Annotated in this window: 24 protein-coding genes; 11 read left to right on the forward strand and 13 right to left on the reverse strand. The window is 62.3% G+C overall.

The features are described 5' to 3' along the window. The first annotated feature begins 19 nt into the window (after window positions 1-19). Window positions 20-2,317 (forward strand): FtsX-like permease family protein, encoded by a 2,298-nt coding sequence (locus QMG25_RS12485; RefSeq protein WP_283460654.1) that lies wholly within the window; start codon window positions 20-22, stop codon window positions 2,315-2,317. A gap of 356 nt (window positions 2,318-2,673) precedes the next feature. Here QMG25_RS12485 and QMG25_RS12490 read toward each other — a convergent pair whose 3' ends face one another. From QMG25_RS12490 to QMG25_RS12525, 8 genes are all read right to left on the reverse strand, one after another. After that, entirely contained in the window at window positions 2,674-3,534 is an 861-nt protein-coding gene (locus QMG25_RS12490) for a universal stress protein (protein ID WP_283460656.1), read from the reverse strand. Window positions 3,535-3,702: 168 nt separating this feature from the next. Continuing rightward, the gene (allB, locus tag QMG25_RS12495; RefSeq protein WP_283460658.1) at window positions 3,703-5,097 is read right to left on the reverse strand and encodes an allantoinase AllB; all 1,395 of its coding nucleotides are present in this window, start codon (window positions 5,095-5,097) and stop codon (window positions 3,703-3,705) included. An 80-nt stretch (window positions 5,098-5,177) separates the two neighbouring features. Next, on the reverse strand, window positions 5,178-5,912 hold the full coding sequence (locus QMG25_RS12500) for an aspartate/glutamate racemase family protein (protein ID WP_283460660.1): 735 nt from the start codon (window positions 5,910-5,912) through the stop codon (window positions 5,178-5,180). A gap of 92 nt (window positions 5,913-6,004) precedes the next feature. Continuing rightward, window positions 6,005-7,492 (reverse strand): NCS1 family nucleobase:cation symporter-1, encoded by a 1,488-nt coding sequence (locus QMG25_RS12505; RefSeq protein WP_283460724.1) that lies wholly within the window; start codon window positions 7,490-7,492, stop codon window positions 6,005-6,007. A 1,226-nt stretch (window positions 7,493-8,718) separates the two neighbouring features. After that, complete coding sequence (locus QMG25_RS12510; protein WP_283460662.1) at window positions 8,719-8,976, reverse strand: hypothetical protein; 258 nt, start codon at window positions 8,974-8,976, stop codon at window positions 8,719-8,721. Window positions 8,977-9,049: 73 nt separating this feature from the next. Further along, window positions 9,050-9,388: a winged helix-turn-helix domain-containing protein gene (locus QMG25_RS12515; RefSeq protein ID WP_283460664.1), complete on the reverse strand. Its 339-nt coding sequence runs from the start codon at window positions 9,386-9,388 to the stop codon at window positions 9,050-9,052. After that, the gene (locus QMG25_RS12520) at window positions 9,385-9,828 is read right to left on the reverse strand and encodes a hypothetical protein (RefSeq protein ID WP_283460666.1); all 444 of its coding nucleotides are present in this window, start codon (window positions 9,826-9,828) and stop codon (window positions 9,385-9,387) included. The genes QMG25_RS12515 and QMG25_RS12520 overlap by 4 nt, the downstream gene beginning before the upstream one ends. Window positions 9,829-10,099: 271 nt before the next feature. Next, on the reverse strand, window positions 10,100-10,738 hold the full coding sequence (locus QMG25_RS12525) for a Maf family protein (RefSeq protein WP_283460668.1): 639 nt from the start codon (window positions 10,736-10,738) through the stop codon (window positions 10,100-10,102). A 264-nt stretch (window positions 10,739-11,002) separates the two neighbouring features. Here QMG25_RS12525 and QMG25_RS12530 point away from each other — a divergent pair, with 264 nt between their 5' ends. Next, on the forward strand, window positions 11,003-13,195 hold the full coding sequence (locus QMG25_RS12530; RefSeq protein ID WP_283460669.1) for an MFS transporter: 2,193 nt from the start codon (window positions 11,003-11,005) through the stop codon (window positions 13,193-13,195). After that, window positions 13,195-13,746 (forward strand): TetR/AcrR family transcriptional regulator, encoded by a 552-nt coding sequence (locus tag QMG25_RS12535; RefSeq protein WP_283460671.1) that lies wholly within the window; start codon window positions 13,195-13,197, stop codon window positions 13,744-13,746. Before QMG25_RS12530 ends, QMG25_RS12535 begins: the two co-directional genes overlap by 1 nt. Window positions 13,747-13,987: 241 nt before the next feature. Here the strand turns inward: QMG25_RS12535 and QMG25_RS12540 are convergent, their stop codons facing one another. Then, window positions 13,988-14,404 (reverse strand): DUF779 domain-containing protein, encoded by a 417-nt coding sequence (locus QMG25_RS12540; protein ID WP_283460673.1) that lies wholly within the window; start codon window positions 14,402-14,404, stop codon window positions 13,988-13,990. A gap of 210 nt (window positions 14,405-14,614) precedes the next feature. Further along, window positions 14,615-16,138 (reverse strand): acetaldehyde dehydrogenase ExaC, encoded by a 1,524-nt coding sequence (exaC, locus tag QMG25_RS12545; protein WP_283460674.1) that lies wholly within the window; start codon window positions 16,136-16,138, stop codon window positions 14,615-14,617. A gap of 160 nt (window positions 16,139-16,298) precedes the next feature. On the opposite strand from exaC, the gene QMG25_RS12550 reads away from it, so the two are divergent. From QMG25_RS12550 to QMG25_RS12575, 6 genes are all read left to right on the forward strand, one after another. Then, a complete protein-coding gene (locus QMG25_RS12550) occupies window positions 16,299-16,706 on the forward strand; it encodes a hypothetical protein (RefSeq protein WP_283460676.1) in 408 nt (135 codons plus the stop codon). Window positions 16,707-16,715: 9 nt separating this feature from the next. Then, window positions 16,716-17,456 carry a hypothetical protein gene (locus QMG25_RS12555; protein WP_283460678.1) on the forward strand — a complete coding sequence of 247 codons (741 nt, stop codon included), beginning with the start codon at window positions 16,716-16,718 and terminating at the stop codon, window positions 17,454-17,456. Between the two features lie 388 nt (window positions 17,457-17,844). After that, window positions 17,845-18,123: a type II toxin-antitoxin system RelE/ParE family toxin gene (locus QMG25_RS12560; protein WP_283460681.1), complete on the forward strand. Its 279-nt coding sequence runs from the start codon at window positions 17,845-17,847 to the stop codon at window positions 18,121-18,123. A 10-nt stretch (window positions 18,124-18,133) separates the two neighbouring features. After that, complete coding sequence (locus QMG25_RS12565) at window positions 18,134-18,421, forward strand: HigA family addiction module antitoxin (RefSeq protein ID WP_283460684.1); 288 nt, start codon at window positions 18,134-18,136, stop codon at window positions 18,419-18,421. Between the two features lie 603 nt (window positions 18,422-19,024). Continuing rightward, window positions 19,025-19,549 carry a hypothetical protein gene (locus QMG25_RS12570; RefSeq protein ID WP_283460685.1) on the forward strand — a complete coding sequence of 175 codons (525 nt, stop codon included), beginning with the start codon at window positions 19,025-19,027 and terminating at the stop codon, window positions 19,547-19,549. A gap of 113 nt (window positions 19,550-19,662) precedes the next feature. Next, the gene (locus QMG25_RS12575) at window positions 19,663-20,160 is read left to right on the forward strand and encodes an RES family NAD+ phosphorylase (RefSeq protein WP_349307136.1); all 498 of its coding nucleotides are present in this window, start codon (window positions 19,663-19,665) and stop codon (window positions 20,158-20,160) included. A gap of 148 nt (window positions 20,161-20,308) precedes the next feature. Here QMG25_RS12575 and QMG25_RS12580 read toward each other — a convergent pair whose 3' ends face one another. The 3 genes from QMG25_RS12580 to QMG25_RS12590 form a co-directional block, all read right to left on the reverse strand. After that, window positions 20,309-21,577: a GAF domain-containing protein gene (locus QMG25_RS12580; RefSeq protein WP_283460688.1), complete on the reverse strand. Its 1,269-nt coding sequence runs from the start codon at window positions 21,575-21,577 to the stop codon at window positions 20,309-20,311. A gap of 345 nt (window positions 21,578-21,922) precedes the next feature. Next, on the reverse strand, window positions 21,923-24,631 hold the full coding sequence (locus tag QMG25_RS12585) for an MMPL family transporter (protein WP_283460690.1): 2,709 nt from the start codon (window positions 24,629-24,631) through the stop codon (window positions 21,923-21,925). 47 nt (window positions 24,632-24,678) lie between these two features. After that, window positions 24,679-25,293 (reverse strand): TetR/AcrR family transcriptional regulator, encoded by a 615-nt coding sequence (locus tag QMG25_RS12590; protein WP_283460692.1) that lies wholly within the window; start codon window positions 25,291-25,293, stop codon window positions 24,679-24,681. A gap of 474 nt (window positions 25,294-25,767) precedes the next feature. Here QMG25_RS12590 and QMG25_RS12595 point away from each other — a divergent pair, with 474 nt between their 5' ends. After that, entirely contained in the window at window positions 25,768-26,067 is a 300-nt protein-coding gene (locus QMG25_RS12595; protein ID WP_283460694.1) for a hypothetical protein, read from the forward strand. Further along, window positions 26,064-26,750 carry a hypothetical protein gene (locus QMG25_RS12600; RefSeq protein WP_283460695.1) on the forward strand — a complete coding sequence of 229 codons (687 nt, stop codon included), beginning with the start codon at window positions 26,064-26,066 and terminating at the stop codon, window positions 26,748-26,750. The genes QMG25_RS12595 and QMG25_RS12600 overlap by 4 nt, the downstream gene beginning before the upstream one ends. Window positions 26,751-26,802 lie beyond the last annotated feature (52 nt).

Consider the following 26,802-nt stretch of genomic DNA (forward strand, 5'->3'; position numbering starts at 1 on the left):
CAAGGCCAATCTCCGCGTCATGGTTCGCGGGCCGGTCACGAGCGTGGTGCTCCTGCTCTTCGCACTCATCGCCGGGTTCATCAGCTCCTATCTGTACTACGGCAACGTGCCCATGCAGCGCGCCTACGAGGCGACAGCGGCCACCTCCAACGTGGAGGAGTTTCGGTTTTTGCCGACGCTGAACCCGGCCGACGGCGAGAAGGCAAGGACCGCCGCCGCGGACGGCACCGTGAATTTGCTTCCGTACTATCAGCAGCACGCGCAGAACCTTGCGGCACACTACGGTTTCAACACCGAGGCGATCCGGCAAAAGTCGGTGGAGGCGGATGGCATGCGCTACGCCATGGGCACCGTGCCGCAGCGGATCAATCGCATCGTGCTCGTTGACGGGACGGCTAACCTCACGGCAGGCAGCGTGCTCGTCACCGCGCAGCCGGCCCGGCTGGCCGGGCTCCACGTGGGAGGCCATCTCACGGTGGACGGCATCGAGTATCGCATCGCCGGAACATACACGCAGCCGTCGCAGTCGCTGCTGGGCACGACGGGCGGTGCCGCCCTCGGCAACGCCGCCAACACCGGGGTGCTCATGACGGAAGGCGACTTCGAGGCCGTGCCTGCGCAGGAGGAGCTGGCCTTCGCCGGCGTCGTGCCTGAAAACGGCAGCCTCACCGCGGTTCTTGAGGATCTGCGTGCCAGTGTCGATGTGGGCTCCGTGACCCGCAGCGACCAGCTTTCGGCCATGAGCTCGCTGCGCTCGAACTTCTCCACGAGCCTGACGTTCATGCTCATCGGAACTGCCTTGTTCGCCGCGGCCATCGTCCTCGTTGTGTGGCAGGTGATGCGCAACAACCTCCGGCGCTCGGTCGCCGTGATCGGCGTCATGAACGCGATGGGCCTGCCCCCACTGGGCATCGTCGCTTCGTTTATGGTCTATGTTGCACCCATCGTGCTGGGCGTGGCCGGAGGAGCTGCCCTTGGCCTGCTGCTTGCCCCGTCGTTCAGCGCGGGCTACCTGGAGCTCTTCAACGTAGTTGTCCCACCGATCCCGACCGAGCCGGCGTTCACGCTCGGACAGCTCGGACTGGCGCTGTTGATCCCCCTCGCGGTGTGCGCCGTGACGGCATTCCGGCTTGTGCGGGCACCGGTGCTGCACCTGCTCAACGGCCGGGTGCTGTTCTCGCCACCGCCCCGCAGGCGGAAGTTGTCCTCGCTGTTGGGACGGCTGAAACTTGCCACCCGGGTGCGGGCAGTGTTCGCGCTTTCCAGCCCGGCACGGATCGCGGTGGTGCTGGGGTCCGCGGCAGTCTCGGTGCTGGTGCTCGCGTTTTCGCTGTCCATCGTCTCGATGGCGAGCCGTCCCGGGGCCCAGCTCGCCGAGTCCATGAACTTCGAGCGGCTGGTGCAATATGCCGCCCCGCAGGAAGGGGCCGCCGGCCGGACCGACGTCGGCTACGCGGATCGCCTCTACGTGGCCGACGCCGATTCGGAGTCCGCCGGGCCCGGCACGGTGGACCGGTCCTACGACTCCATGTTCGTCGCCCCCGGGTTCGACGCCGTCCGTGCGGCTGGCCCGGCAGGGCAGCAGGTGTTCGAGTCTCTCGCCGGAGACGGCGCGGACGGCGTCGTCGTGTCATCAAAGTTCGCCGCCGAATTCGGGGTGTCCGTCGGCGACGTCGTGCGCATCCAGCCGCAGCAGCTCGACGCCGCCGCGTTCCGAGTGGTCGGGATCAATCCGGTGGCGCTGGACACGCGCCTGTACTTCAAAGGCCAGCACCTGCCCGAGGCCGTCGTCGGTGCTGACGCCGGCAACTACAACACGGCGTTCGTGGCCAAGGACGCCGCAGCGCCAAGCAACGCCGAGTCCACCTCCACGACGAAGGCGGCCCTGGTGGCGCAGGCGCAGGACGCCATCGCTGCCAGCTTTGGCCTGGTGCCGATTCTCGTGGGCATCGCCGTCGTGCTGGCCGTCGGGGTGCTGTTCCTCATCGCCTACCTCAACGTGTTCGACAACCGGCGCGCCATCGCCCTGCTTGACCAGCTCGGCTACCGCCCGCGCGAATCCCTCAGCCTGGTAATCAACGTCTACGGGATGTTTATTGTGGCTGGCGCGATGTTCGGCGCGATCCTCTCGCCGGCATTGCTGACGTTTTTCGGTGGGCTTGTCAGCGACGCATCCGACTACCACCTGGTGCTCGCCGTCTCCTGGCCCGCACTCGTTGTCCTGGTGGTGCTCGTGGCGGGATTCGCGCAACTGGCGCACCTCCTGGTGCTTCCGTGGGTGTCGCGGATCAGCCCGACGGCGGTGAGCTACACGTGAGGAACGGACATGCGCCGATCACCGCCGACGACGGCGTGTGCCGCCGGATTCCCTGGAGTTTTTCCGGGCGGTGGGCAAAATGCGCGACGGCGGGCGTCCGCACCTCGTCGGCGGGCAAGTTCTCCGGGCACGGACTGGTTTTTCCGTTCGACGTGTTGGACGTGCTTGACGACGAGGTGCGCGCCGTGAGCGGGTTTGATGTTTTCCGTTTGGCGGTCCGAGTCCTCGACTTTTCTGCCTCGGCCGTGTCAACACCGGTATTGGGTGTTGACACCGGCGTGACCCGATGCTGGACCAATTGCGAATGCGCGCCTCCTGCCCATTGCCCTGAAACCGGTGATTCTTTGCAATGGATATCAGACTTTGCGCCTGTAATCACGAGGGACAACTATCATGGGCAGCGTGAGCTCGTGGAGCAACTTGTAGGCCGTTCTGCCGAGGAACAACCTTCGTGCTTCTGCCAAGCGGCTCGAACCGATCAGGACAACTTCGTCGTCACGCCATTGAAGGTTTTCGATCGCTTCTTCAATGGTCGAGCCCTGTGCCACGACCGCGGTGACTTCGGTTTCGGTCGACAAGGCGGCTGTTGCCACCAACTCATCTATGCGATCCTTGGTCTGATCCAGCTGGAATTGGTTGGCGTCCTTTGCCTGGGACTGGTCCACGGCGACCAAAGAAACTAGCCGAAGCGGAACGTGGCGTCGCGACGAGGAATCCATGGCTACTCCAAGCAGTTCAATTGCGCCTTCCCTGCCGCCGACGGTGCAAGTGATGCGGCTGATTGATGGGGAGGATTCATATCCGGAGGGTGCCAGGGCCACCGGTACCGGCGATGCATGCAGGAGAGTGTTGGCCACTGTGCCGATACTAAAATGCTTGAGCACGCCGCGTTTTGCCGCGCCAATGACTATAAGTTCAGCGTCCACTTCCGCAGCAAACTCAATCAGACCCTCCGCGAACGATTCGGCATAGCGCAAATGGGTTTGGACGTCCACATTTGGAGGGAGCAGTGCCAACGCTTCCTCCAACCACACTTTGGCGTTGCCGGCGAGAATTTCTTGGACGCCGCGTTCAGGGAATCCGGCATCCTCCGGTCGTGGATTGTCCAGAACGTGAACCAAATCCAAGTGGGCATCTTGGGTGCGGGCAATCGAGGCGGCCAGCGCAATGGCCTCTGCGCCGCGGCGGTCGGGAGTATAGCCAACTATGTAGCGCATGAAGTGTCCTTTGATTTTGCGTTGAATGGGCTGCCCGAGGGCAGCTGTGCAGGCTTCTTGATTGTGTGTGGCCGGTTCTGATGCGGCTCCGCGCAATGATTTGGGATCCACGGGAGCCGCATCTCCGTCCTATAGGAGGTCACGATCGCAAGCACGACCATTTATGGCTTAGTGCACATCGAGGTCAATATCACCGTGCGGCCGCTCCACTGTGATTTCACCGCGGCGCAGGAGCTTGCCGGTGGGGGTGATGCCGTCGAGTTCGTGTCCGCGCAGGAAGGTGCGGCGGACGACGCCGGAGAGCGCACGCCCGTCGTAGGGGGTGATCGGGTTTTTGTGCTTGAGCTTCTTGACGTCCACTACGTAGGCGTCGTCGGCGGCGAAGATGGCGAAGTCGGCGTCGTAGCCGGGCGCCAATTTGCCCTTGTGGTGGAGCTGGACCAGCTCGGCCGGGGCCGTGGACATCCAGTGGACAACCTGTTCGAGGGAGATGCCGCGCTTGCGTGCTTCGGTCCAGATCAGCGACAGTCCCAGCTGCAGCGAGGAGACCCCGCCCCAAGCCACGGCGAAGTCGCCGTTTTCCAGGTCCTTCAGGTCCAAGGTGCTGGGGGAGTGGTCCGAGACGATGCAGTCGATGACGCCGTCGCGTAGGCCTTCCCACAGCTTTTCGCGGTTGGAGGCTTCGCGGATGGGTGGGCAGCACTTGTAGGCGGTGCCCCCGTTGGGGATTTCCTCGGCCATGAGCGTGAGGTAGTGCGGGCACGTCTCCACGCTCAGCTTCACGCCGTCGCGGCGGGCGCTGGCAATCATGGGCAAGGCGTCCGAGGAGCTCAGGTGCAGGATGTGCGCCTTGGCACCGGTCCAGCGGGCGCGCTCAATGACCTCGGCAATGGCCAGGTTCTCGGCGCCGCGGGGACGGGAGGCGAGGAACTTGTTGTAGTGGTCGCCTTGGGCGGTGGGGGCACGGTCGATGGTGCGTGAATCTTCGGCGTGGACCAGCATGAGAGCGTCGAAGGACGTCAGCTCGCGCATGTCCTTTTCCATCTCGTCGGGGTCAAGCGGCGGGAACTCGTCAACGCCGGAGTGCAGCAGGAAGCACTTGAAGCCGAAGACGCCGTCGTCGTGTAGCGGGCGCAGGTCGGAGGTGTTGCCGGGGATGGCACCGCCCCAGAATCCAACGTCCACATAGGCCTGGTCCACTGCGACGCTGCGCTTGAGTTCCAGGGCGTCGACGTTGACGGTGGCCGGGATGGAGTTCAAGGGCATGTCGATGATGGTGGTGACACCGCCGGCCGCTGCTGCGCGGGTGGCGGAGGCAAAGCCTTCCCATTCCGTGCGGCCGGGCTCGTTGACGTGCACGTGGCTGTCCACAAGGCCCGGAATGAGCGTCTCGTCGTCGGCCAGTTCAATGACCTCGGTTCCGGAGAGGTTGTTGCCCAGGGGTACCAAAGCGATGACGACGCCATCGCGGACACCTACTTCGCGCGGTGCGATGCCGGCGGTGGTGAGTACGCGGTTGCCGCGAATGACAAGGTCATAACTGTTATGTGTGGTGTCAGTCATTGGAGAGCTCCTAATATCCTGGTTCGGATGTTTAAAAGGGATGTGCGAAGGACTGGTGCGAAGTTAGTTCCGCTGCCATATTATTCCTCCGGCAACACGGGGAAAGGCCAGCCAGTGATCTTCTTGGGCCGGGGTGGAGCGTAGGTGCGGACTTTTGAGGTGCTGAGCCCGAGCCGGACCAAGGATTCCGCGATTGTGACCGCTGCGGCGACGCCGTCGACCACTGGAACCCCCAAGCGTTCGCGGATCTGTTCATCCAGGCCGGACATGCCGCCGCAACCCAAGACAATAACTTCCGCCTTGTCGTCCTCCACTGCCTGAGTAGCCTGATCGATGATGGCGGACACTGCACGGTCCGGAAATTCTTCCAGTTCAAGCACTCCCAGGCCGCTGGCTCGCACCGACGCGCACCGGGCTTCGAGACCTGCGAGTTTGAGCCGGTCCTCGATCAGCGGCACTGTCCTGTCCAATGTGGTCACGACCGAATACTTGTAGCCCAGGAACATTGCCGTGCTTGCTGCAGCCTCGGTGATGTCCACCACGGGAACATTCAGTAGTTCCTGAAGCCCCTCCCTGCCGTGCTCACCGTAGCCTGCCTGGATCACGGCGTCGAACGGCTCAGGGTAGGCAAGTATCGCGTCCATGACGGCGATCGCTGCTAGATAGCTTTCAAAATTTCCTTCACAAGAGTCGGCTCCGAACCGTGGGGTGATGCCCACAATTTCCGTTCCGGGGGATGCGACGCTGCGGGTCTGTGCAGCGATGGATTCTGTCATGGAAACAGTGGTGTTGACGTTGGCAACGAGGATGCGCATTGTATTCTTTTCCCTACTTTGGCGCCGGGGCGCGGGCTGGTCAGTCGAATCGATTTCGAGCCTTGCCCGCGCTCCGGCAGCGGTGGTGTTTGTCAGTGCAGGCTGGGGACGGCGATCGGTTCCCCGGAGACGTCTTCGAATGTCCGGCTGCGGTCAGCAACCAGGAGGTAGACCACGGCGCCTATGCCGGCCCCGAAGAACCAAGAAAACGGCGAGACTGAGTGGAGAGCTGGAACGAAGGCGATGAGAAGCGAGATCGCAGCGGACGGAATGAAGGCGAGGATTGCTCGGGGATTGACGCCTTTATGGTAGAAGTACGCGCCTGTTCCGGACTCGGTGTACAGCTCGGGGACGTTGATCTTGGCCTTGCGGAGAAGCCAGTAGTCGGCCATGATGACACCGAACAGAGGACCAAGCAGTGCGCCAAGCCCACCGAGGAAATACACGATGACGACCGGGCTGTTGTAAAGGTTCCACGGCAGGATGACCAAGCCGATGATGGCACTGACCAAGCTGGCCCGGCGGAAGTTGAGTCTCTTGGGGAGCAAGTTGGTTAGGGCGTAGATCGGGGCGACGAAGTTGGCCATCAAGTTGACTGCAACGGTGAGAATGATCAGTGCCAGTGCGGCCAAGATCAGCAGGAGCGTATTGGGGATGGATTCGACTATATCCGACGGGCTGTTGATGATGACACCGTTGATTTTGAACTGAGCACCGGTGAGGACGACCACGATCAGACCAAAGAGGAGCATGTTAATCGGGATACCCCAGAAGTTGCCCTTGATGATCGACTTCCGGGTGGTCGAGGACCGGGTGAAGTCGCAAAAGTTCAGGAGAAAAGTGGCGTAGATCGAAACCCAGAGAGCACCGCCGGCGAAGATCTCCCGCCACATGGCCCCACCGGTCAGTGCATCAGGCTTTGACAGTGCAATGGACCCTCCGGCCTTTGCGAACATCCAGACTGCCAGAGCAATCATGGTGAAAAGGATGATGGGCCCGGCGACAGCCTCGTACTTGCGAATCATGTCCATTCCGTAACGGACGATGACAACCTGCACCACCCAGAGGGCGAGGAAGGCTACCCATCCCAAGGTGGAGAGCCCGAGGATCGAGTTCTGGTCTAGATTGGCCAGTCCCGGCGACAGGGCGATCAGCAGGACACGCAGGACCAACGACGCAAGGTAGGTCTGAATTCCAAACCAGGCGATCGCCACACCACCACGGATCAGGGCGGGAATTTGGGCGCCATGGATACCGAACGAGATTCGACTCATCACAGGAAACGGAACCCCCGTCTTGTACCCCATGAATCCTGAGAACGTCAGGAGCGCGAACAGCAGGACGGCTCCCACGCCAAGAGCCATCAGAATTTGCCAAGCTCCGAGCCCGAGTGCGAACAGGCCAATAGCGAAGGTGTAGTTTCCCAGGCTATGCACATCGTTGGCCCACAGTGTGAAGATGCTGTAGCTGGTCCACCGCCGACCTGCTGCCTTTGTCGGTGCCAAATCCTGGTTGTACAGCCTCTCGCTAATATCGGGTAGACCCGGCACGGCCAACGCCGACGCAGGCGGATGATGCATGATTGGATCGGGATGGTTAGCGTGATGGTCGTTGTTCGCCTCGACCGGTGGGGTCGAGCCTGGAATCGTACTCATGGGGAGTCCTGTCGTGTAGCGAAGAATTATCTGCAGTTGCGCACAAGCGGCATCTGGATTCGGAGGGTGCGCCTTATGCTCAAGTCACGCGGAGCGCAGTCAGAGGCGGGAGGCCTTCCTTTGGCGGCATGGCCAAGTGCGCGGATTTGGGATCAGTAATCCCGTGGGCAGGCAGTATGGAGGCTCTTGCATTCGTATTTTGTAGGTCGGCAAAGAGTTGTTGCATGCGTCGACGACCTAACCGCACTGGGCCATGGACTTATAGGCGCGGAGTGCGAGGCGACTTTTTACGACCGTTTTAGGGCCGGGCTTCATGATCCTGACAGCTGCCTGAAGTTGACTGCGTCGGTCGGATTTCAGATGCGCCGCCGGGGTGGTGAGAAATGTTCAAGAGAAGCGCTGGCGGTACGCCTGGAGTCTCTTGGCTGCTGTCGAAGTCGCTTTCTGCGCAGCAGTTCGGGGAATCGACATGGACCTAAACCAATCTTTGGAGTGCTCCTCAACGCTGAGGATATTAATACTGTAAGGCAAATCACAACATTCCACAATGGGATATCAAATATTCACATCGTGGAAGTTTGGCGGTGCTTGGCTAGGTTTCGACGTGAGGTCTGCAAAGTGTGTCCGACCCAGCCGCATCAGCAAATTTATCGGTCAAGATGGTCAGGTTAGCTACTTGCCTCCTGACGGACCGATTGCTTGGGAATCAAAAGGGGGCGCACCGAGACAAGCCTCCAACGAGTCACGGTCCGCCGTCGCCCGCATACAGGACAATTTTCCATCGAGCCATCGAGCCGGATTGGGCTGTTGCTGCTTAGGCAAGGTGGACGGGTCGTCTTCACGGTAGTGCGGCGAAGCAGGCCAGATTTATGATGAGTAGCGTCCAGCTCCGAGCATCTTCTTGTCTGCTGGCAAACCACGGGCTAGGTCACTGCGCCGGCATGCGCGGCAGCCCGCCGGGCAAGTCATCGACTATCGCAGGCCCCAGCGACTAGCAATCCCCGAGAGATGGACGGCTGGTACGAGCATGTGGTTGTTGGGAACACAGCATGGCGCTTGTGCGTTTGCAAGGCACTTCTCTGGGGAGAAGCCCAAAAATGAAGAATTGCGTGGGGTCTCGGCTGCGCTCGAACCGGCGTTGGGTGGTCAGATCACACCACGGTGCCGCGGGTGACTCGGTCCAAGATGGTGGAGCCGCTGAGTCCGGTGCGGATGCGCATGAACTGCGCGTCGGAGACCTTGATGACGGTGGTGCCCTTGGCGCTGGGCAACTCGGCTGCCGTTCCGGCCATCAAGGACTGAAAGCGGCTGTCCGCTTCGGCCTGGTCCACGGGGCCAATGGTGTGGATCTTGTAGTTGGCGGAGGCGGACTTGAAGCCGGTTTCGATCACGATGACATGGTTGCTCATGGGATTCTCACTCCTTCTTGCAGATGGTGGTGTGCTGCTGGGTGCGAACTGGAAAGTAGTGCCGACGGGACACTTAGGTGCCGGCGATGTCGCGCAGGATCTGCAGGTGGTGTTCCCACGCTTGCCGGCCTGCCACGGTGAGTTTGACCGAAGTGCGCGGGAACTTGCCCACAAACGCCTTCTTGATCTGCACAAAACCAGCCTTTTCCAGTGTTGAAAGCTGTTTGCTGAGGACGGAGTCGCTCACCTGGATGGTGTTGCGCAGGTCCTTGAAATCCATGGTTTCCGTTTTGGCCAGGGAGGCGGCTATGGAAAACCTGACGGGCTGGTGCAGGACCTCGCTGAGTTCGTGGCGAGGGTGCTCGTGAGGTTCCTGCTGCACCTCTCCTGGCTGGGCTGCGTGCTGGCTCATGCGCGCAACTCCCTGAAGGCAGCTGCCAGGCCTGCGGCGGCGAGGACGACTGCGGCCGTGATGTAGTAGGCCAGGCTGCCGTTCGGGAATGCAAGGGTGCCCACGAGGATGGCTGCCACGTACAGCACCATGTATGCGGTGAGCGAGCCGGCGAAGCGCTTGGAGAAGCCGGCCTTGGTGGTGGTGTGCATCCACGACCACGTGATGGCGGTGATGGCTGCCCACGCTCCCACTGACATGGCCAAGAGCTGGGCGCCGTAGCCGGTGTGGGCCACAATCTGGAAACCGATCATGAGCATCGAGCCGAAGATCGCCATCGAGTTGAAGACCATGGCGGTGGGCCAGCCGGCCGCGCTGGTGGCCGTGCTGCCAACGGATTCCGCCGTGGCGAGAAGTTCGCGGGCTTCCGCGGCTGACGGGGAGCTGTTGTGCGGGACCATGGTGGACCTCTTCTGTTGAGTGGTGCGGTGCAATTCAGTGGTGCAGCGCAATAACTCAACTATATGAAAGTACTTTCCATTGCGTCAAGTACTTTCCGAAATTCGGGATCTTATGCGTAAGGTTCACCCGCTAATCGTGCGCCACCAGTGAGTCATTGGCGCACGATTCGACCTTGAATGTCACGCATAATAAGAACCCCCCGGAGAATTTATGCGCAAGATTCCCGGTGGATCCAGCGCATAAGTGCAGGAGCAGGCCCAGAAAGCAGAATTAGGACCAGAAATCAGTGATTGACAGCCCGGACTTGGCCAAAAGGCGGCGGAGCGTGGAAATGGACAGCCCCACCACGGTGTGCGGATCGCCGTCGACCCCGCTGATGAAAGCCCCGGCCAGACCATCAATGGTGAAGCCCCCAGCCACCTGCAACGGCTCGCCCGTGGCTACGTAGGCGTCGATTTCGGCGTCGGACACGTCTTCGAAATGGACAACGGCACTCGTCACTTCCCCATGCGCCACCGCCTCGCCGGGGGAAGAGTTGATGAGCCAATGTCCGGTGTGCAGCACGCCGGACTGGCCGCGCATGAGCTGCCAGCGTTCTCGGGCCACAGCCGGTTCCCACGGCTTGCCGTACGGTGCCCCGGCAAATTCGAAGACTGAATCGCAGCCCACTACCAGCGCCCGCGGCTGATCCTTGGCCATCTCCCCAGCCACTTCTGCAGCCACCGACTCGGCCTTGGCGCGGGCCAGCAGCAAGGCGGTGTCCATCGGCGCCAAGGGGCCGGCCGCAGCCGTGACGGCGTCCTCGTCCACAGTGGAAACGCGAATGGTGTGGCCAATGCCAGCGTCGGACAGCAGTTTGGTGCGGGCAGGGGAGGCGGAAGCCAGGATGAGGGATGCGTGGAAGGTCATGCGTTCCAGCGTAATCGTTGCTGCCCGGGCTGGCCGGACCCACGGCTTTTGGCACGTGAGTTCCGCCACTCTCGGGGCGTGGCCGCTGGCGCGCCGGGCGCCTCTTTTGGCGGTTCCGCGGGCCCGGCCCGGCATTGCTAGACCCCCTGATTGCCACAATCCGGCCTTGACCACAGGAGGTGAACGGTGGTTCACTAAATGGGTGAACGCGCGTTCACCAGCCCTGCCGTTGCGGCAGGGACCATTTTTCTGTGAAGGAAGCCCGTGCCGTCCCACTTGGCCACCCCAACCCCATCCGCCCGCAAGGGGCGGACCGCCGCACCGAAACGCACCTCGCTTGTCATCACCATTTTGTGCCTGGCCGGAACCGTGGTGGCGCTGCAGCAGACCATGGTGGTGCCGCTGCTGCCGGACTTCCCGAAGATCCTGAACGCTTCCCCGGACAACACGTCGTGGCTTGTCACCATCACGCTGCTGACCAGTGCCATCGCCACGCCCATCGTTTCCCGGCTGGCGGACATGTTCGGCAAGCGGCGCATGATGGTGGTGGCCATGGTCACCATGGTGGTGGGATCCGTCATCGCTGCATTGGGCGGGACGCTGGTGACCCTTTTGGTGGGGCGGGCCTTCCAGGGACTCGCCGCGTCCCTGATCCCCGTCGGCATCAGCATCATGCGCGATGAACTGCCCCGGGAAAAGGTGGTTTCCGCCGTCGCCCTCATGAGCGCCACTCTGGGTATTGGCAGCGCACTGGGGCTGCCGCTGTCGGGGATTATCTACGAATCCTTGGGCTGGCAGGCCATCTTCTGGATTTCGGCCATCATCGGTGTGCTGCTCATCATTGCCGTACTGGCCGTGGTGCCTGAGTCTGCCGTGCGCACCAAGGGAAAGTTCGACGCCGTTGGTGCCCTCTTGCTGACAGCGGCGCTGACGGCGTTGCTGCTTGCCATCTCAAAGGGTGGCGAATGGGGATGGACCAGCGAACCGGTGATCCTGCTGTTTATTGGCACCGTGGTGTTCCTGGCAGTCTGGTTCCCTTATGAACTGCGCGTCAGCCAGCCCATGGTGGACCTGCGCACCTCGGCCCGCAGGCCTGTGCTGCTGACAAACATCGCCTCCATCCTTGTCGGCTTCTCCATGTACGCGAACATGCTCAGCACCACCCAGCAGCTCCAACTGCCCAACGTGGGCGGCTACGGCTTTGGACTGAGCGTGGTGGTGGCCGGACTGTGCATGATCCCCTCCGGGCTGGCCATGGTGGCACTTGCCCCGGTCTCCGCGATGATCACCAAGCGACACGGTGCCAAGGCCACCTTGATCGTCGGCTCCCTGGTGCTGGCCGTGGCCTATATGGCGCGCGTGTTCCTCACCGGCGAGGTGTGGATGGTGATCCTCGGGGCCACGGCCGTGAGTATGGGTACTGCGATCGCCTATGCCGCCATGCCAACCCTGATCATGCGCTCTGTCCCGATCACGGAGACGGCTTCCGCCAACGGGCTGAACTCGCTGCTGCGCGCCGTGGGCACCTCCACCATGTCAGCAGTGGTCGGCGCCGTGCTGACCTCGGCCGTGGTGCACGTGGGACCACTGGCGCTGCCCACGGTGGACGCCTTCAAGGAGATTTTCTGGTACGCGGCCATCGCGGCGCTGCTGTCCATCGGCGTCGCTGTTTTCATTCCCCGCTTCAAGGCCTCGCACGGGGAGGTTTCACAGGGCCAGATCCTGCCTGGACAGCCCGCTGTGCCAACCGCCGTGACAGCCGTTGCCGGTTCCCCCGGTGTGGCACCGGTGGGTGCTGTTGCCGGCCACAATTCCGAAAACCGTGTGGAGCTTGGCACGCTGGATGCGGCCGGAGCGGCAGCGTACACACCGGCCGAGAACGAGATTGTGGTCAGCGGCACGGTGGTGGGTGCAGGCGGCAAACCGATCCGCCAGGCCGTGGTCAATGCCCTGCACACCAACGGGGAACCGGCCGACTGGAGCCGGGCCGACAATGACGGCCGCTACTCCCTGGTCTTGCCGGCGTCCGGGCGCTACCTTGTCATCTCCAGCGCCGACGGCTGGGCACCCAGCTCGCAGGTCCTGGACTTTGCGGACTCTTCGAGCACGCAGCATATTCTCTTGGCCCTCAGGCTGAGCGTCAGCGGCGTAGTGGGCAACGGCGCCCGCGGCCTGGACGGTGCGCTGGTGACGCTGACCAAGGCAACGGGGAGGTTCGTGGTTTCCACGTTCTGCGACACGGACGGAGGCTATGAAGTTCCGCTCCCGCCGGTGGGGCGTTATATCCTAACTGCCATGGACAGTGAGGGACGGAGCAGCGAATCCGTGCACGTGGTGCTGACAGCACGTTCGGCCGTGGTCGACGTGCTGCTTGGAGGCAACGCAGCGAGCCGCGGCGCCGAAACGACAGGAGCGGGGGCCAAAATAGGGGCTGGTTCCGGGACGGGGCGCCACTGATGTCCCGCCCCGACACGCGAGAAGCCGTCATCGAAGCGGCGCGCCGGCTCTTTGGCGAACGCGGCTATACAGCAGTCACGGTCAAGGACGTGGCCGCACTGGCGGGATATTCCCCTGCCATGGTGATGAAGGTGATGGGCAGCAAAGCCAAGTTGTATGAGGCCGCCGCACCGGATGTGCCGCGCTCGGACTTCTTGGACGGGGTCGGGGAACCCCTGGGCTTTGCCCTAGTCCGGCGGATCCTGCGAAGGCGCCGCAATGGTGAGGCCGAACCGTGGTCCATGGTGGCCATGCTGGTCCAGGATGCGCCCAACCAAGCGACAGCCCAGGCAGAATTGCGCGAACGCTACGTGCAGTGGATGTCCGGCCAGATCGGCGATGACTCGCCATCCTTGCAAAAATCCCAGCTGCTGGTGTGCGCCGTGATGGGGCTCGGCGCCGGCACGCGTGTGCTGGGTCTGCTGGAACCGGGGGAGATGGCCGAAGAGGCCCTGATCCAACAGTACGGCGCCATTGTCCAAAGCATCATAGACGGCCCGCCCAACAACTGACCCCTCGCTGCCGGCGCCGCGGACGACGTCGGGCATCCGCCGCGTGCGTCTGGGCGGTAGTGTGCGCCGCGGCTGGCTATGCTGGAGGCTCGCGTGACAACAAATTCGAAGGATGGGCAGAAAATGGAACTCGCCATGGCCGGAGCCATTGTGGTGGCTGTTGTGGCAGTGCTGGTGCAAAAACGGCAGCAGTCCAAGCGGAAGCGGAAGTAGCTGCGGGGTCCCAGCTGGGCCGCAACGGCTATGTCCCTGCCGCGGTGTTGCCGTCCACCAGCCGGGAGCGGATCAGGAACCTCTTCCCCTCGGGAGCCTCCACGGAGAAGCCGCTGCCGCGCCCGGCCACCACGTCCACCGTGAGGTGGGTGTGGGACCAGTACTTGAACTGTTCCCTGGACATCCAAAATTCCAGCGGCCCACAGCCGGGCAGCTCGAACAGGCCGAGCAGCACGTCGGCCTCCGCCGTAATGAATTCCCCTGCCGGATAGCACATGGGGGAGGAACCGTCGCAGCAGCCGCCGGACTGGTGGAACATGAGCGGGCCGTGACTGCCCCACAGCTTTTGCAGCAGCTCCACGGCTGTGCCGGACAAGGCGACGCGGGATTGCGTCTCGCCTGGGAGGGTGATCGAGGCGTCCAACACGCCTGTGGTGCCTGCCATTGAGATGCTCCTTGTAATGGTGGTGAGGGGAGGGCCAACGTGGTTTGGCAGGGTTTGATCGCCAAACGCTCCCTTACTCTCGCATCGCTCGATGCGAGAGTAAGGGAGCGTTTGGGGGAAATGCCCCGTTGCTGCATGAGCGTTGGGGGAAAGTGCCCCGTTGCTGCAGGAGCGTTGGAAAGGCGGGAACTGCGGGGCCAGCTGACCGGTTTAGAAGAAGCCCTGCTTGTCCTCGCTGTAGCTGACCAGCAGGTTCTTGGTCTGCTGGTAGTGGTCCAGCATCATGGCGTGGTTCTCGCGGCCGATGCCGGAGGACTTGTAACCGCCAAACGCAGCGCCAGCAGGGTAGGCGTGGTAGTTGTTCACCCACACGCGCCCGGCTTGGATTTCGCGCCCGGCACGGTAAGCCACGTTGCCGTTGCGGGACCAAACGCCGGCACCGAGCCCGTACAGGGTGTCGTTGGCGATGTGCAGGGCGTCGGCGTAGTCGTCAAACTTCGTCACTGCCAAGACGGGGCCGAAGATCTCCTCCTGGAATACGCGCATGTCATTGGTGCCCTCAAAAATGGTCGGCTTGACGTAATAGCCGCCAGCGAGGTCGCCTTCGAGGATGTTGCGCTCGCCGCCGGTGAGGACCTTGGCGCCTTCCAGCTTGCCGATGTCCATGTAGGAGAGGATTTTCTCCAGCTGGTCATTCGAAGCTTGGGCGCCGATCTGGGTGTCGGTGTCCAGCGGGTTGCCCTGGATGATGGCTTCGGTGCGGGCCACGGCGTCGGCCATGAAAGCCTCATACATGGATTCCTGCACCAGTGCGCGCGACGGGCAGGTGCAGACCTCGCCCTGGTTGAAGGCGTACATGGTGAAGCCCTCGAGCGCCTTGTCGTAGAAGGCGTCGTCCTTGGCCATGACGTCGTCGAAGAAGATGTTCGGGCTCTTCCCTCCCAGTTCCAGTGTCACGGGGATCAGGTTTTGCGAGGCGTACTGGCTGATGAGCCGGCCGGTGGTGGTCTCACCGGTGAACGCGATCTTGCGGATGCGCTTGGACGAAGCGAGCGGCTTGCCAGCCTCCACGCCGAAGCCGTTGACCACGTTGAGCACGCCGGGCGGCAGGATGTCGGCGAGCAGTTCCATGAGGACCAGAATGGAGGCGGGCGTCTGCTCTGCCGGCTTAAGCACGACGGCGTTGCCCGCCGCGAGTGCCGGAGCCAACTTCCACACGGCCATCAGAATGGGGAAGTTCCACGGAATGATCTGGCCCACCACCCCGAGCGGCTCATGGTAGTGGTAGGCGGTGGTGTTCTCGTCGAGCTGGGTCAAGCGGCCTTCCTGGGCGCGGACCACGGACGCAAAGTAGCGGAAGTGGTCGGCCGCGAGGGGGATGTCGGCGTTGAGGGTTTCGCGCACGGCCTTGCCGTTGTCCCAGGTTTCGGCGACGGCTAGCAGCTCGACGTTCTCATCAATCCTGTCCGCCACCTTGTTGAGGACGGCGGCACGCTCTGCAGCCGAGGTGGCACCCCAGCTCGGAGCGACCTTGTGTGCGGCGTCAAGGGCCAGCTCGATGTCCTCGGCCGTGCCGCGGGCCACCTCGCAAAAGACCCTGCCCGTGACAGGGGTGATGTTTTCAAAGTATTCGCCCTTGACAGGGGCAACCCACTCGCCACCAATCCAGTTCTCGTAGCGGTCCTTGAAAGTGACTTTCGAACCCTCGGTGCCGGGTTGTGCATAAACAGCCATTGTTGAAACTCCTTTGCAGTGGGGGACGTCGGCGTCCTTGCCCAGAAGCGTACGTGGGGCAACGTTGCAAGCACGTTGCATGAGCTGGATCACATCTTTGGCCGGGGTGTTCGGTGGCGGCACGGCTCTGCTGCCCGGCGCCGGACGCTAGGCTCGACCCATGGGGATTGACGGCTGGATCGACGTTCTGGCGGTGCTGGTGGTTGCGCTCACGGCGGGCACTTTGCTGGCCGGGACCCTGCTGCTGCGGGTCATGGCCGGTGTGCGTGTGTGGAATGCGTACCTGTCAGCAGTGTTCGTGGCGCTGTCCGTCCTGATGTGGGCTGGACTGAAGATGAACAGGCTCTGGGACGCGGCTGGAAATCCTCGGGAGGGGGATGTGCCCTTCAGCGACGTGGAGGAAGTGCCCATTGCGTTCTGGTTGAACGCCCCCTTCGGCGCCGTCTTGGTGGTTTTCACTGGTGGCATGCTGTTGTGGCTTTTGGGGAGGACGGCGGCGAAAGACCGTGCCGCACTTAGCCGCTCTCCGCTTGCGACCGGCCAGATGGTGGTTACCCCGACCGGGTAGAATATTGGCATGGATATCATCATTCCGGCCGTTCTCGTGCTGTCCGCCGCGTCCTTGATTTGGATCCTGTGGATGGAACGGAAGCGGCGCAACGGCAAGAAGCCGACCATCGGCATGCACGCGCCGGCGCAGCCGACCGCAGCCAACTCCACCTATCAGCCCACCTTTGAAGTTCCCGGCCACGCCGCATGGACAACGAAGGCGCCTTCCCCGGAAGGCGGAGCCACCAATCATGGTGGGCAAGACGCAACGGGATTGTTGGCCCGCGATGCTGCCGCAAACCTGAATGAAGATCAGCACCGAACGGTGTACAACGCCCTGCTCAAGGGCAACGATTCGGCGGCCGCCAGGGCCTATGAAAAGGCCACGGGATGTGATCGCGTGCTGGCCCTTGTCTCGGTCGCCGCGCTGCGGGACGTCCCGCAGCGCTCGCCCAACGGATGTCTGTACGACGCCGCAACCCTGCAGGCGAAGAATGCAGGGAGGCTCACAGTCTCCTCCACTGTCACCGAATCAACGTCCACACCGCGGCAAGCAACCAGCAGCAGGGAAAAACACGCCAACGGCAGCAGCGGAAGCAGCTACAGCGAACGCTCGGTGCTTTTGTCCGAAGCGGTCACAGCCCGGATTCGCGCCTTGGTGGACGCGGGCCAAACCGAGCAGGCCCGCTCGCTGCTCTCCAGTGAAACAGGACTGGACAGTGAAGCTGCCGCCGAGGTGTTGGACTTTCTCCTCGAGAACCCGGAGTAGCAGTCGTCCTCAAACACGGCAATCCGGCCAAGTGCACCAAGTAGTTGGGTTCCAAGCTGTTTGTCAGCTGAGAAACGTCCTGGGACTGGGGTGATGCAACGGCCCGCGTCACCGCAGTTCCCATAGTCCGGAACACTTCTCCGTCAGAGGCTGTAAGACTGCACTAGTTAATTCTCCACGCTGCCAGTCAGGCGGACACGGCCCACGCCTTGAGCGGGTGAGTTCGGTCGTCCCACAAGAGGTTCCCCTGCGGGTACTGAAAGTACTGTGCAGACGACTTCTGATATTTAGTGCAGTAGCCGTCGTAAAAATGACAGTTTCGTTACTTGGGGAGTGCCGACCGAGCATAGTGATTGTGTGTTGTTACGTTACGCGATACACTGTGGCTGTGATCCTAACTTTCCGCCACAAAGGGCTCGAAGCGTTCTACCAAACGGGCTCGAAACATGGCATCCAAGCCGCCCATGCCAGCAAGTTGGTGAGAATTCTTTCCGCACTCGACATCGCCCAAACACCCCAGGACCTGATGTTGCCCTCTTTTCGCACCCATGAACTCAAAGGAGAGTTGAAAGGGACCTGGTCGATCACGGTCAACGGAAATTGGCGGGTTATTTTTCGATTCGCAGGTGCAGATATTGAACATGTTAACTATCTCGACTACCACTGAAAGGAACCCAATGATGATGAATAACCCGTCCCACCCCGGAGAACTTCTTCGTGAAGACGTTATCGAGGAGCTGGGAATCACTGTTACAGATGCCGCTGAACGACTCGGGATCGCACGAGTAACCCTTTCACGGGTGCTCCACTGCCATGCCGCCATTAGTCCCGACCTGGCGATCCGGCTGGAACTTGCTGGTGCAGGCACAGCTCGTGCCTGGCTGGCCATGCAGAGTGCCTATGATCTTGCCCAGGCAAGGAAGAACGAACATCCCGGCATTCAACAACTAGCCCAGGCCGGCTAGAGATGCAACTGGTCGGAAGCTGCCAGAAGTTCATGCTCATTTCCGAACGTCAGTAGACATCTGAGCCCCGCCGGGTGCCCGGCTACGGCACCCGGCAGGGCTTTTGCGCGCACTGGTGGTGGTGCGGGTTCCCACTGAAGTAGCGGTCCCACACGCGCTTGTCGTACGTTAAAGGCTGAGGTTGCTTATGGCGGCTCGTTTGGCACCATCGTTCCCAGTGGATAAATCACACCAGGAACACGAGAAGCCCTCAATAGCAGTTTCACAACACTGTTCCTTAGTTTTCCGCCACCCAGTGGTGCAGCATGGAAAAACCGTATCTGCGAGTCAAAGCAGTCGAAGACTAATCACTTGCAGCATTCTCCGTCTCATAATATCTCGCAGTGGGTTGCCTGCACGGAATCCGGCAGTCTGGTGTATTGCCCACCGGGTAATGGCGTCGATTCCCGGCCAGATTCATCCTGTGGTGTGCTCATGCCTGGCAAGAGGAATCCCGGTGAACAGCGAAGAACCTCCTGTCAACCCTGCGAAGCAACGCCGGCTCTTATAATCCAGAGATTCCTGTATTAGACTAAACCTCTGGAATCTAAGGGAGGTTAAGTCATGAGCACAGTGTTTCCTGATGCACCGCACGATGCCCTGGACCAAGCTGTCATCAATATGCACCGCAGCCGCGAAGCCTTGGGCCTGGCGGTGGAAGCCCTTGAGGTGCCTGTATCCGCGCAGATGGCGCGCGGGGTGCAGACGACGGAGAACGCCTGGCGGGACATCGAATCCGAATTCGGGATGCTCACCGGCACCGAAGTGGCTGCGCTGCTGGGATCAAACGCAAAATCTGCCACTGGATTCGCCACCGATCGCCGCAAGGCAGGCAAGCTCTTGGGCATCAAGCGCAGGAATGCTTTTCTCTACCCGGCCTTTCAAGTTGACCCCCGGGTTGGGGAAGTGCGGCCAGTCATCCCGGCGCTGTTGGAGATCATTGAAAGACATGCCCGCAGTGCTGAGGATCTGACGCAGTGGCTATGCGCCCACACGGGTCAGTTGGATGACGACCGTCCGGTGGATCGTCTTAATGAACCAGCTACGGTACTCGAAGCCGCAGAAAACCACTATGGAGTTCAGTGGTAGTCGGGCCACGTGGTGAGTTTGAACCACAAATCATCACTATGCCCGCCGGCGAGCACATGTACAGACTCTTTGGCAATGCCCCGGGCCGCCGCGCGAACCAGTTCAATCCACGCATGGGTTCGCGCACCCGGTTTGCATTCTTCGGTACTCCGACGGTGCCGGTGCTGTATGCGGCAGCTACTGAGGAGGCTGCGATTTGTGCGACCCTCCTTCACGATGTTCCGACGGCCGGCGGCATGATCACCGCAGAATCCTGCCGAGACAAAGTCATGGCCAGGATCAGTCCCACACGGGAGCTGCGCATGGCGAAGTTCATGGGCACCGGACTGCGGACCCTCAAGATCGACGCCCAAGACATTACCGCCACGACGGCTGCCCGATACGGCGAGACAGTGCGCTGGGCGGCAGCCGCCCACGAAGCCGGTCTTGACGGAGCCGTGTGGATGAGTCACCGCTGCAACACCGACAGGGCTTATGTTCTGTTTGGAGACCGCGTTGACGTGGCTGACCTGGTGGTGGATTCGAGCTATGCCCGGGCGTTCGCCTTGGAGCCCGACCTGGCCTGGTTGACTGATCTATGCGTCCCGCTTCATGTCGACGTTCGCTGGTAAGCGAGCCAGCAGTTTGCCGGATCATGGCCGCGGCACTGCGGGCTAACGGCGTGGACCCTTAAGGGCCCGCAAAGCAGTGCCGGCACTCGCAGCCCATGTTGTCCATTTCGAGGACCCGACAGGGCTTGGTGCCTTCAAGCTCATTGCCCTAGGATTCCAGCGCCTCCAGGTGAGCCACGACGGCGGCGCGCTTGGGTGAGCGCGGCGGCAGGAGACGCAGTGCACTGTGCCAGGCTTCGGCGTCGTCCGCGGCTTCGGGAAGCTGCAGGTAGGCCAGCACGACTTCGGGGCTGGCGTCGTTGAGGATGGCCTCGCGCAACAGCAGGCTGGTCCTGATTCGCAGCGCGGCCACGGCCGGCGCCTCCGAGCGAGGCAGCGCGGCCCCCTTGTAAATGTTCAGCGCCAGCCGGTGCGCTCCGCGGTCCAAGTAGCTGAGCACCTGGCCGGCGTCGACTACGAGGGTTCGTGGCAGGCGGTAGGGACGGGAATCCGGGACCAGGGAGGGGTGGTGCTTGTGCAGGAGCTTGCGCAGGCGCACCATTTCGGCGCGAATGCTCGTCAACGAGGTGCCCTCGGGGTAGACCATGCCGGTGAGTTGCTCAGCACTCAAACCTGCCGGGTGCATGGCGAGCATGGTGAGGATTTCGGTGTGCCGTTCACTGAGTGCCACGGCCTCCCCGGCCAGGTGCAGCAAGCCGTGGTCGCGGCCCAGGATCTGCAGGCTGTCGCGGTACAAGGGCTTGGCCGGCCCGTTCGCTGCCTTCCGGGTGGCGGTGGACCGCGCGGGCCCGACATGGCTGCGGCGGGATGTCTCGGCCAGCCGTTCCAGCCGTTGGATGCGCAACTGGGCTTCGGCGGCTGCCACCGTGGCTTGGACCAGCGACAGCGTGTTGGCGCCCACCGCGTCCGGGCCGCCGGTGATGTCTACAACGCCCAGGAGGCCACCGGAATCAGGGTCGTGCACCGGCACCGCAGTGCAGCTCCAGGAATGCACGGCCGGGTTGAAGTGCTCCTCGCCGACAATCTGCACGGCACGTCCCAAAGCAAGGGCCGTGCCCGGGGCGCTGGTCCCGGCAGCAGCTTCGGACCAGTCCGTGCCGCCGGCAAAGTTGATTTTCTCGCCGTGTGTGCGAGCGGCGGAGTCGCCCTCGACCCACAAAAGCCGGCCATGCTCATCGCCCACCGCAATGAGGAGGCCGGTGTCGTGGCTGGGTGCGATAAGCAGCGCCTGGATGACGGGCATGACGGCGGCGAGGGGGTGGTTGCGGCGGAACTCCTGCAGCTGCGAGTTTTCCCACACCAGCGGTGGAAGGACGTCCTCCGGTGTTGCGAAGGTGTCAAGGGAACGGCGCCACGAATCGCGCACCAGCGGGCGCATCTCCGGCAGGACCGAAAACAAGGGGTGCGTCGAGGGCATGAACACTCCAAAACCAATCCAGGGAGGGCATCCGGCACAAATCCAAGGGGCTGTGCCGTGGCTCACAAGTCTAGCCCAGCCTCCGCCGTCCTCGACTTTGCAGTAGATGGCAATGCTGGCCGCGAACATTGCCGACTACTGCGCTTTCGCCGGGGGAGGACGCGCCGGGGAGGACGCGCCGGGTGAGGGCGGGTGGGAGCGCGGACGGGGCGAGGGCGGTGGTGGATGGCGCGGCGCGGAAGGGAGCGAGGCGAGGTCGCGGGGGAGAAGCGGCCAGTGGTGGCACCAAAAGGGCGGGCAGCGCCGAAGCGCCGCCCGCCCTCAGGTGGTTGCCGGGGTTGCCGGCTAGCGTGCCGGTTCGGGTTCCCCGCTCAGCGAGGAGGCGTCGTCTTCCACGTTCAGCGTGGCCAGCTTGGCGCCTTCAACGTCGACATCGGGCAGGAACTTGTCCAGCCATTTCGGCAGCCACCAGGCGGACTTGCCCAGCAGGTGCATGGCGGCCGGGACAATCGTCATGCGCACCACGAACGCGTCAATGAGCACGCCGAACGCCAGCGCGAAGCCCAGCGGGCGCACCATGGTCAGGTGGCTGAAGATGAAGCCGGAGAACACGCTGATCATAATGATCGCAGCCGCCGTGACCACCGGTGCTGCGTGCTTGAACCCGGTGCGCACCGCTTGCTTCGCATCCTGCCCGTGGGCGTACGCCTCGCGCATGCCGGAGGCGATGAACACCTGGTAGTCCATGGCCAGGCCAAACAACACGCCAATCAAGATGATCGGCAGGAAGCTCAGCACGGCTCCGGGATTGGCAACATCAAAAATGCCTCCCAGCCAGCCCCACTGGTACACGGCCACCACGCCGCCAAAGGCCGCAACCAGCGAGAGTAGGAAGCCGGCAGTGGCCAGCAGCGGCACCAGGATGGAGCGGAACACCAGAATCAGCAGGATCAGTGAAAGTCCGACGACGATGGCCAGGTAGGGCGGCAGCGCCGCTCCCAGCTTTTCCGAGACATCGACGTTGGCCGCGGTCTGCCCCGTCAAGCCGATGGCGACGTCGTACTTGGCTTCGATGGTGGAGCCCTCGGTCCGCAGGTCGTGGATCACCTGGACAGTGCTTTCGCTGGCAGGGCCCTCGGTGGGGATGACCTGGTAGATGGCGGTGCGCAGATCCCCGCTGACTGTGACGGGAATGGCGGCCTTGACGTTCTCGACACCGCGCAGCTCGTCGGCCACATCCAGGTTAAGCGCCGTTGCGCCGGCCTTGTCCAATCCGGCCGGCAGTGATCCCACCACAATGATGGGCCCGTTCATGCCTTCACCAAAGTTCTTGCCGGTGATGGAGTACGCCTGGTAGGCGCTGGAATCGACAGGTTCGGAGCCGCCGTCGGGCAGTGCCAGACGCAGTCCTGCGGCCGGGATGGCGATGACAGCCAGTGCCACCACGGCGCCGACAAGGGAAATGACGGGGTGCTTGGTGACAAGACCGCCCCAGCCGCGGGCGCTGCGGGCAATGTCTGCCGCCTCATCCGCTGCTGTCTTCTCGGAGTCGCTCATGCCCACGAGGGTGGCCTCGTGCTTGGCCGTGGCGGCGGTGTTCTTCCGCCAAGCTTTCTTGGAGATGATCCGGGTGCCGATCAAGGACAGCAGGGCCGGGGTCAGGGTCAGGGCAATCAGCACCGAGACGGCGACCGTTGCCGCTGCGGCCAGGCCGAGGATGGCCAGGAACGGCAACCCCGTCACCGAGAGCGCCGCCAGGGCAATGACAACAGTGAGGCCGGCAAAGGTGACGGCATTGCCTGAGGTGCCGGTGGCCTTGGCGATGGACACGCGCGTTTCCATGCCCGCCAGCAGCTGCTGGCGGTGCCTGTTGACGATGAACAGGGAGTAGTCGATTCCCACCGCCAGTCCCAGCATCAACGCCAGCATGGGGGAGATGGAGGACATTTCAATGACAGTTGTGAGGGCCATGGTGCCGCCCACACCGATGCCGACGCCCACCACGGCCATCAGCAGCGGCAGGCCGGCGGCCACAAAAGTGCCCAGCATGATCAACAGCACGGCGGCTGCAACGGCGATGCCCAGCACTTCCGAGATGCCGAACAGCTCGGAGACGTCCTCGACGATCTCCTTGCTGTAGGAGACCGTCACACCGTTGGATTCCAAGGTGTTCAGCTTGTCCTGGACCAGCTGGCGGTTGGCCGGGGTGACGGCGTTCATGGACTCGGTGAACTGAATCTGCCCGATGGCAGCCTTGCCGTTCTCGGAGACGAACACGATCCCTGCCGCAGCGTCTGCACTGCGTTGTCCGGTGGCAAGTTCAGCCTTTTTGGCAGCGAGGGTGGCTTCCCCGTCCTTGAACTTGGCCAGGCCTGCTTCGTACTGGTCCTGTCCGGCCTGCCATTGCGCCTTCTTCTGGGCAAACGCAGCTTTCTGTGCGTCAAGCTGCCCCTGGGCCCCCGCAAGTTGTGCGGCTGCGGCCTCGGCCTGCGGCGAACCTGCCGGCAGCCCGGCGATCTGGGACTTTTGCGCGTCCAGCTGGGCCTGTCCGGCCTGCAGCTGCGCTTCGCCGTCGTCCAGTTGGGTTTTAGCTGCGGCCAGTTCCTTGGCTGCGGCATCCAGAGCAGGCTTTTTGGAAGCGGCTTCGGCTTCGCCGGCGGCAAGTTGCTTGGCCCCATCGGCAAGTTTGGCATCTCCGTCTGCCTTGGCCGCAGTCACCGCGAACGGGTCAATGACGCCCTTGACACTGGGCACGGCGGTCACTGTTTCCAAGGCGGCCGTGATGTCCTTTTCTTGGGCCGCTGTCAGCGGTTCGCCATTGGTGCTTGTGAACACCACCGATCCCGTGCCTCCGGAGGCCTCGGGCAGCTCGGCCTGCAGCTTGTCCGCCATCTGCTGGGTTTCGGTGCCGGGAATCTCGAAGTTGTTGGACATCGGTCCCATGAACAAGACGGCAGCGCCGCCCACCATGCCCATGATGACGGCCCAGGCGGCAATTACAAGCCACGCGCGGCGTGCCGCGAGCCTTCCGAGTCGATAAAGCCAAAGCGCCATGATCATTCCATTCTTTGTGGTGGCCCGCTCAAGCAGGCGCCGGGGTTTTAGCTGTGGAAGCCGTTGCGGATCAAGCCGAGGGTGCTGGCCAGCAGGTCCCGCAGATCGGCCAGTGATTCTTCGGTGATGTTGGTTCCGTGTTTCTGGAACCAGACTTGGAAGGCGCCCTTGCAACTGCCGACGACGGCACCCACCAGGGCGTGGAGGTACAGTTCATCGGTTCCCGACGGGAGGCGCTGCCTGGCCAAATCGGTGATTTTTAGGCTACATTCCTCCCAAGCCTGGAGCTGGAAGCGATCCAACTGGGGGTCTTGGGTAAGGGTGAAGGTTTCGGCCAGGATGGCCAGGTCGCGGGCGTTGCCCCCGGCTGAAAGTGCGGCTTGGGCCGATTCAAGCAAGGGTTCATCGACCGGTCGGGCAACGAGTTGCACAATGACCTGGTCCAAGTAGTTTTGCGTGAAGCTGGCCACGGCGGCTTCCACCGAGGAGAAGTAGTTGAAGAAGGTGCGCCGGGATACCCCTGCGGCGGCGGCTACGTCGTCGACAGTGAAAGCGTTGAAGTCGCGATTGCGCAGAAAATCCAGGGCGGCAGTGGCGATGCTCTCCCTGGTGGCTGCTTTGTTCAGCTCGCGGCGGGAGACGGGTGGCGGCGTTGTGTTCACATCTCTACACTAAGTGCAAGTTTGCACTTAGTGCAAACTGATGTTTCGCTCCTGGCGCCGACAAGGCAGGTGCGCAGACGGGGGCTTTAGGATCCCAAATTGTTTGACACTTCTCCCAATTTCGTGACACCAGCATGTCACTTTTCCCAATTTCATAGCACCAGTCCTTTGTCTGGTTGTAGTCGTAGTCAGAACTAAGCCCCCTGGGGCCGATGATCTGGGCGTTCTACAAGGGAGATCCTCTGCGGTACGGCCCACTGGGGGATTGCCAGCCGGGAACGATAACAGACTGATCTCCGGGGGTGCCATCGGGCATCTTTGGGAAGGGATGGTTTTCGGATGGCTAGTTGGTAGACGGATCGATTCATCTCCCACTGATCGGATTTTTCTACACCTGCCAAGATATTGGTTCTGAAGGCGTCGAACCGCCAATGGCTGAAGTGGTCGGTTGAATATGAGCGAGAGGACGAAGGTATGAGCTCGCAGAGCTCCGGCATGATCAAGTGTTACGTGGAGCGCTTCGAGCACCCTGACGGGATGTATGACCTCCGCCTTCGTGAGAAGTTGACCCGACGGACGGTGCGGGTCCTTTCTGACCAACAGATATTTCAGCAGCTCGCACCGATGTCGCACCTGCTGCAGGACTGCTATGCCCACGGCGGCGGGCTCATCCAGCCTCGGAACCGCGAGGAGCACGTCGCCATCGTCGCACCAATCTTCACTCAGAACGCGCAAGAGATTATGGGGTGTGCCTCGATGAAGAGTTCTCCGTGAAGGTCAATATCTTGTCCGCACGTAAAATCTCTCCGCCCCTCTCCGTATGGTGCTATATCGAGGAGTGCCCCGGCGAGAATGAGAGTCTCGGACTCCGGCTCCGGGAGAAGATTACCGGCCGCAAGGTCGAGATGTACGTCAAGACTAAGGACCACTTGACCGATTTCCTTGCTAGCCCGCGCATCACGGCCGCGTCCAAGTTCATGCCGAACCTCTATGAGAAGGACGGGTACCACGACTACGTGCTGGTCTCTGGCGGGACTGCCGTGGACTCGCATGACGTGCTCCTCTTCGAAGGCGATGCCCAGCTCACCTGCCTGCTCGGTCCGTTACCGGATACCGCGTACCGGGATGCGTTCCGCGTTCTGGAGGAGGATTCTGCAGCCGCGGCGCACTCACGTACGGCTGTAAAACATTTCGATAGAGGCCATTACCGCGAGGCCGTGCTCTCCGCACGTCTCGCGGTAGAGATGGCCTGCGGCGGGCGTGGTGTGGACCTGAAGCACCGTCTCGCTGGGGCACCCCAGGATGTTCTGACGGCCGGAGACGCCCTTCAGGCGAAGCGCAATATCGCCGTCCATGAGGGTGAAACAAGAGTCGAACAGTCTGACGCACTGGAAGCGATCGGCGCGATGAATCAGCTCCTTGCCTACATGGAGCTGAAGGTCACCCCACGCGAATAGATGGAATTGCTTTTATGCCGTTGGTACCGCTCCAGCCTGACACGTAGGGGCA

Source organism: Arthrobacter sp. H35-D1, from assembly GCF_030063185.1.
Lineage (GTDB): Bacteria > Actinomycetota > Actinomycetes > Actinomycetales > Micrococcaceae > Specibacter.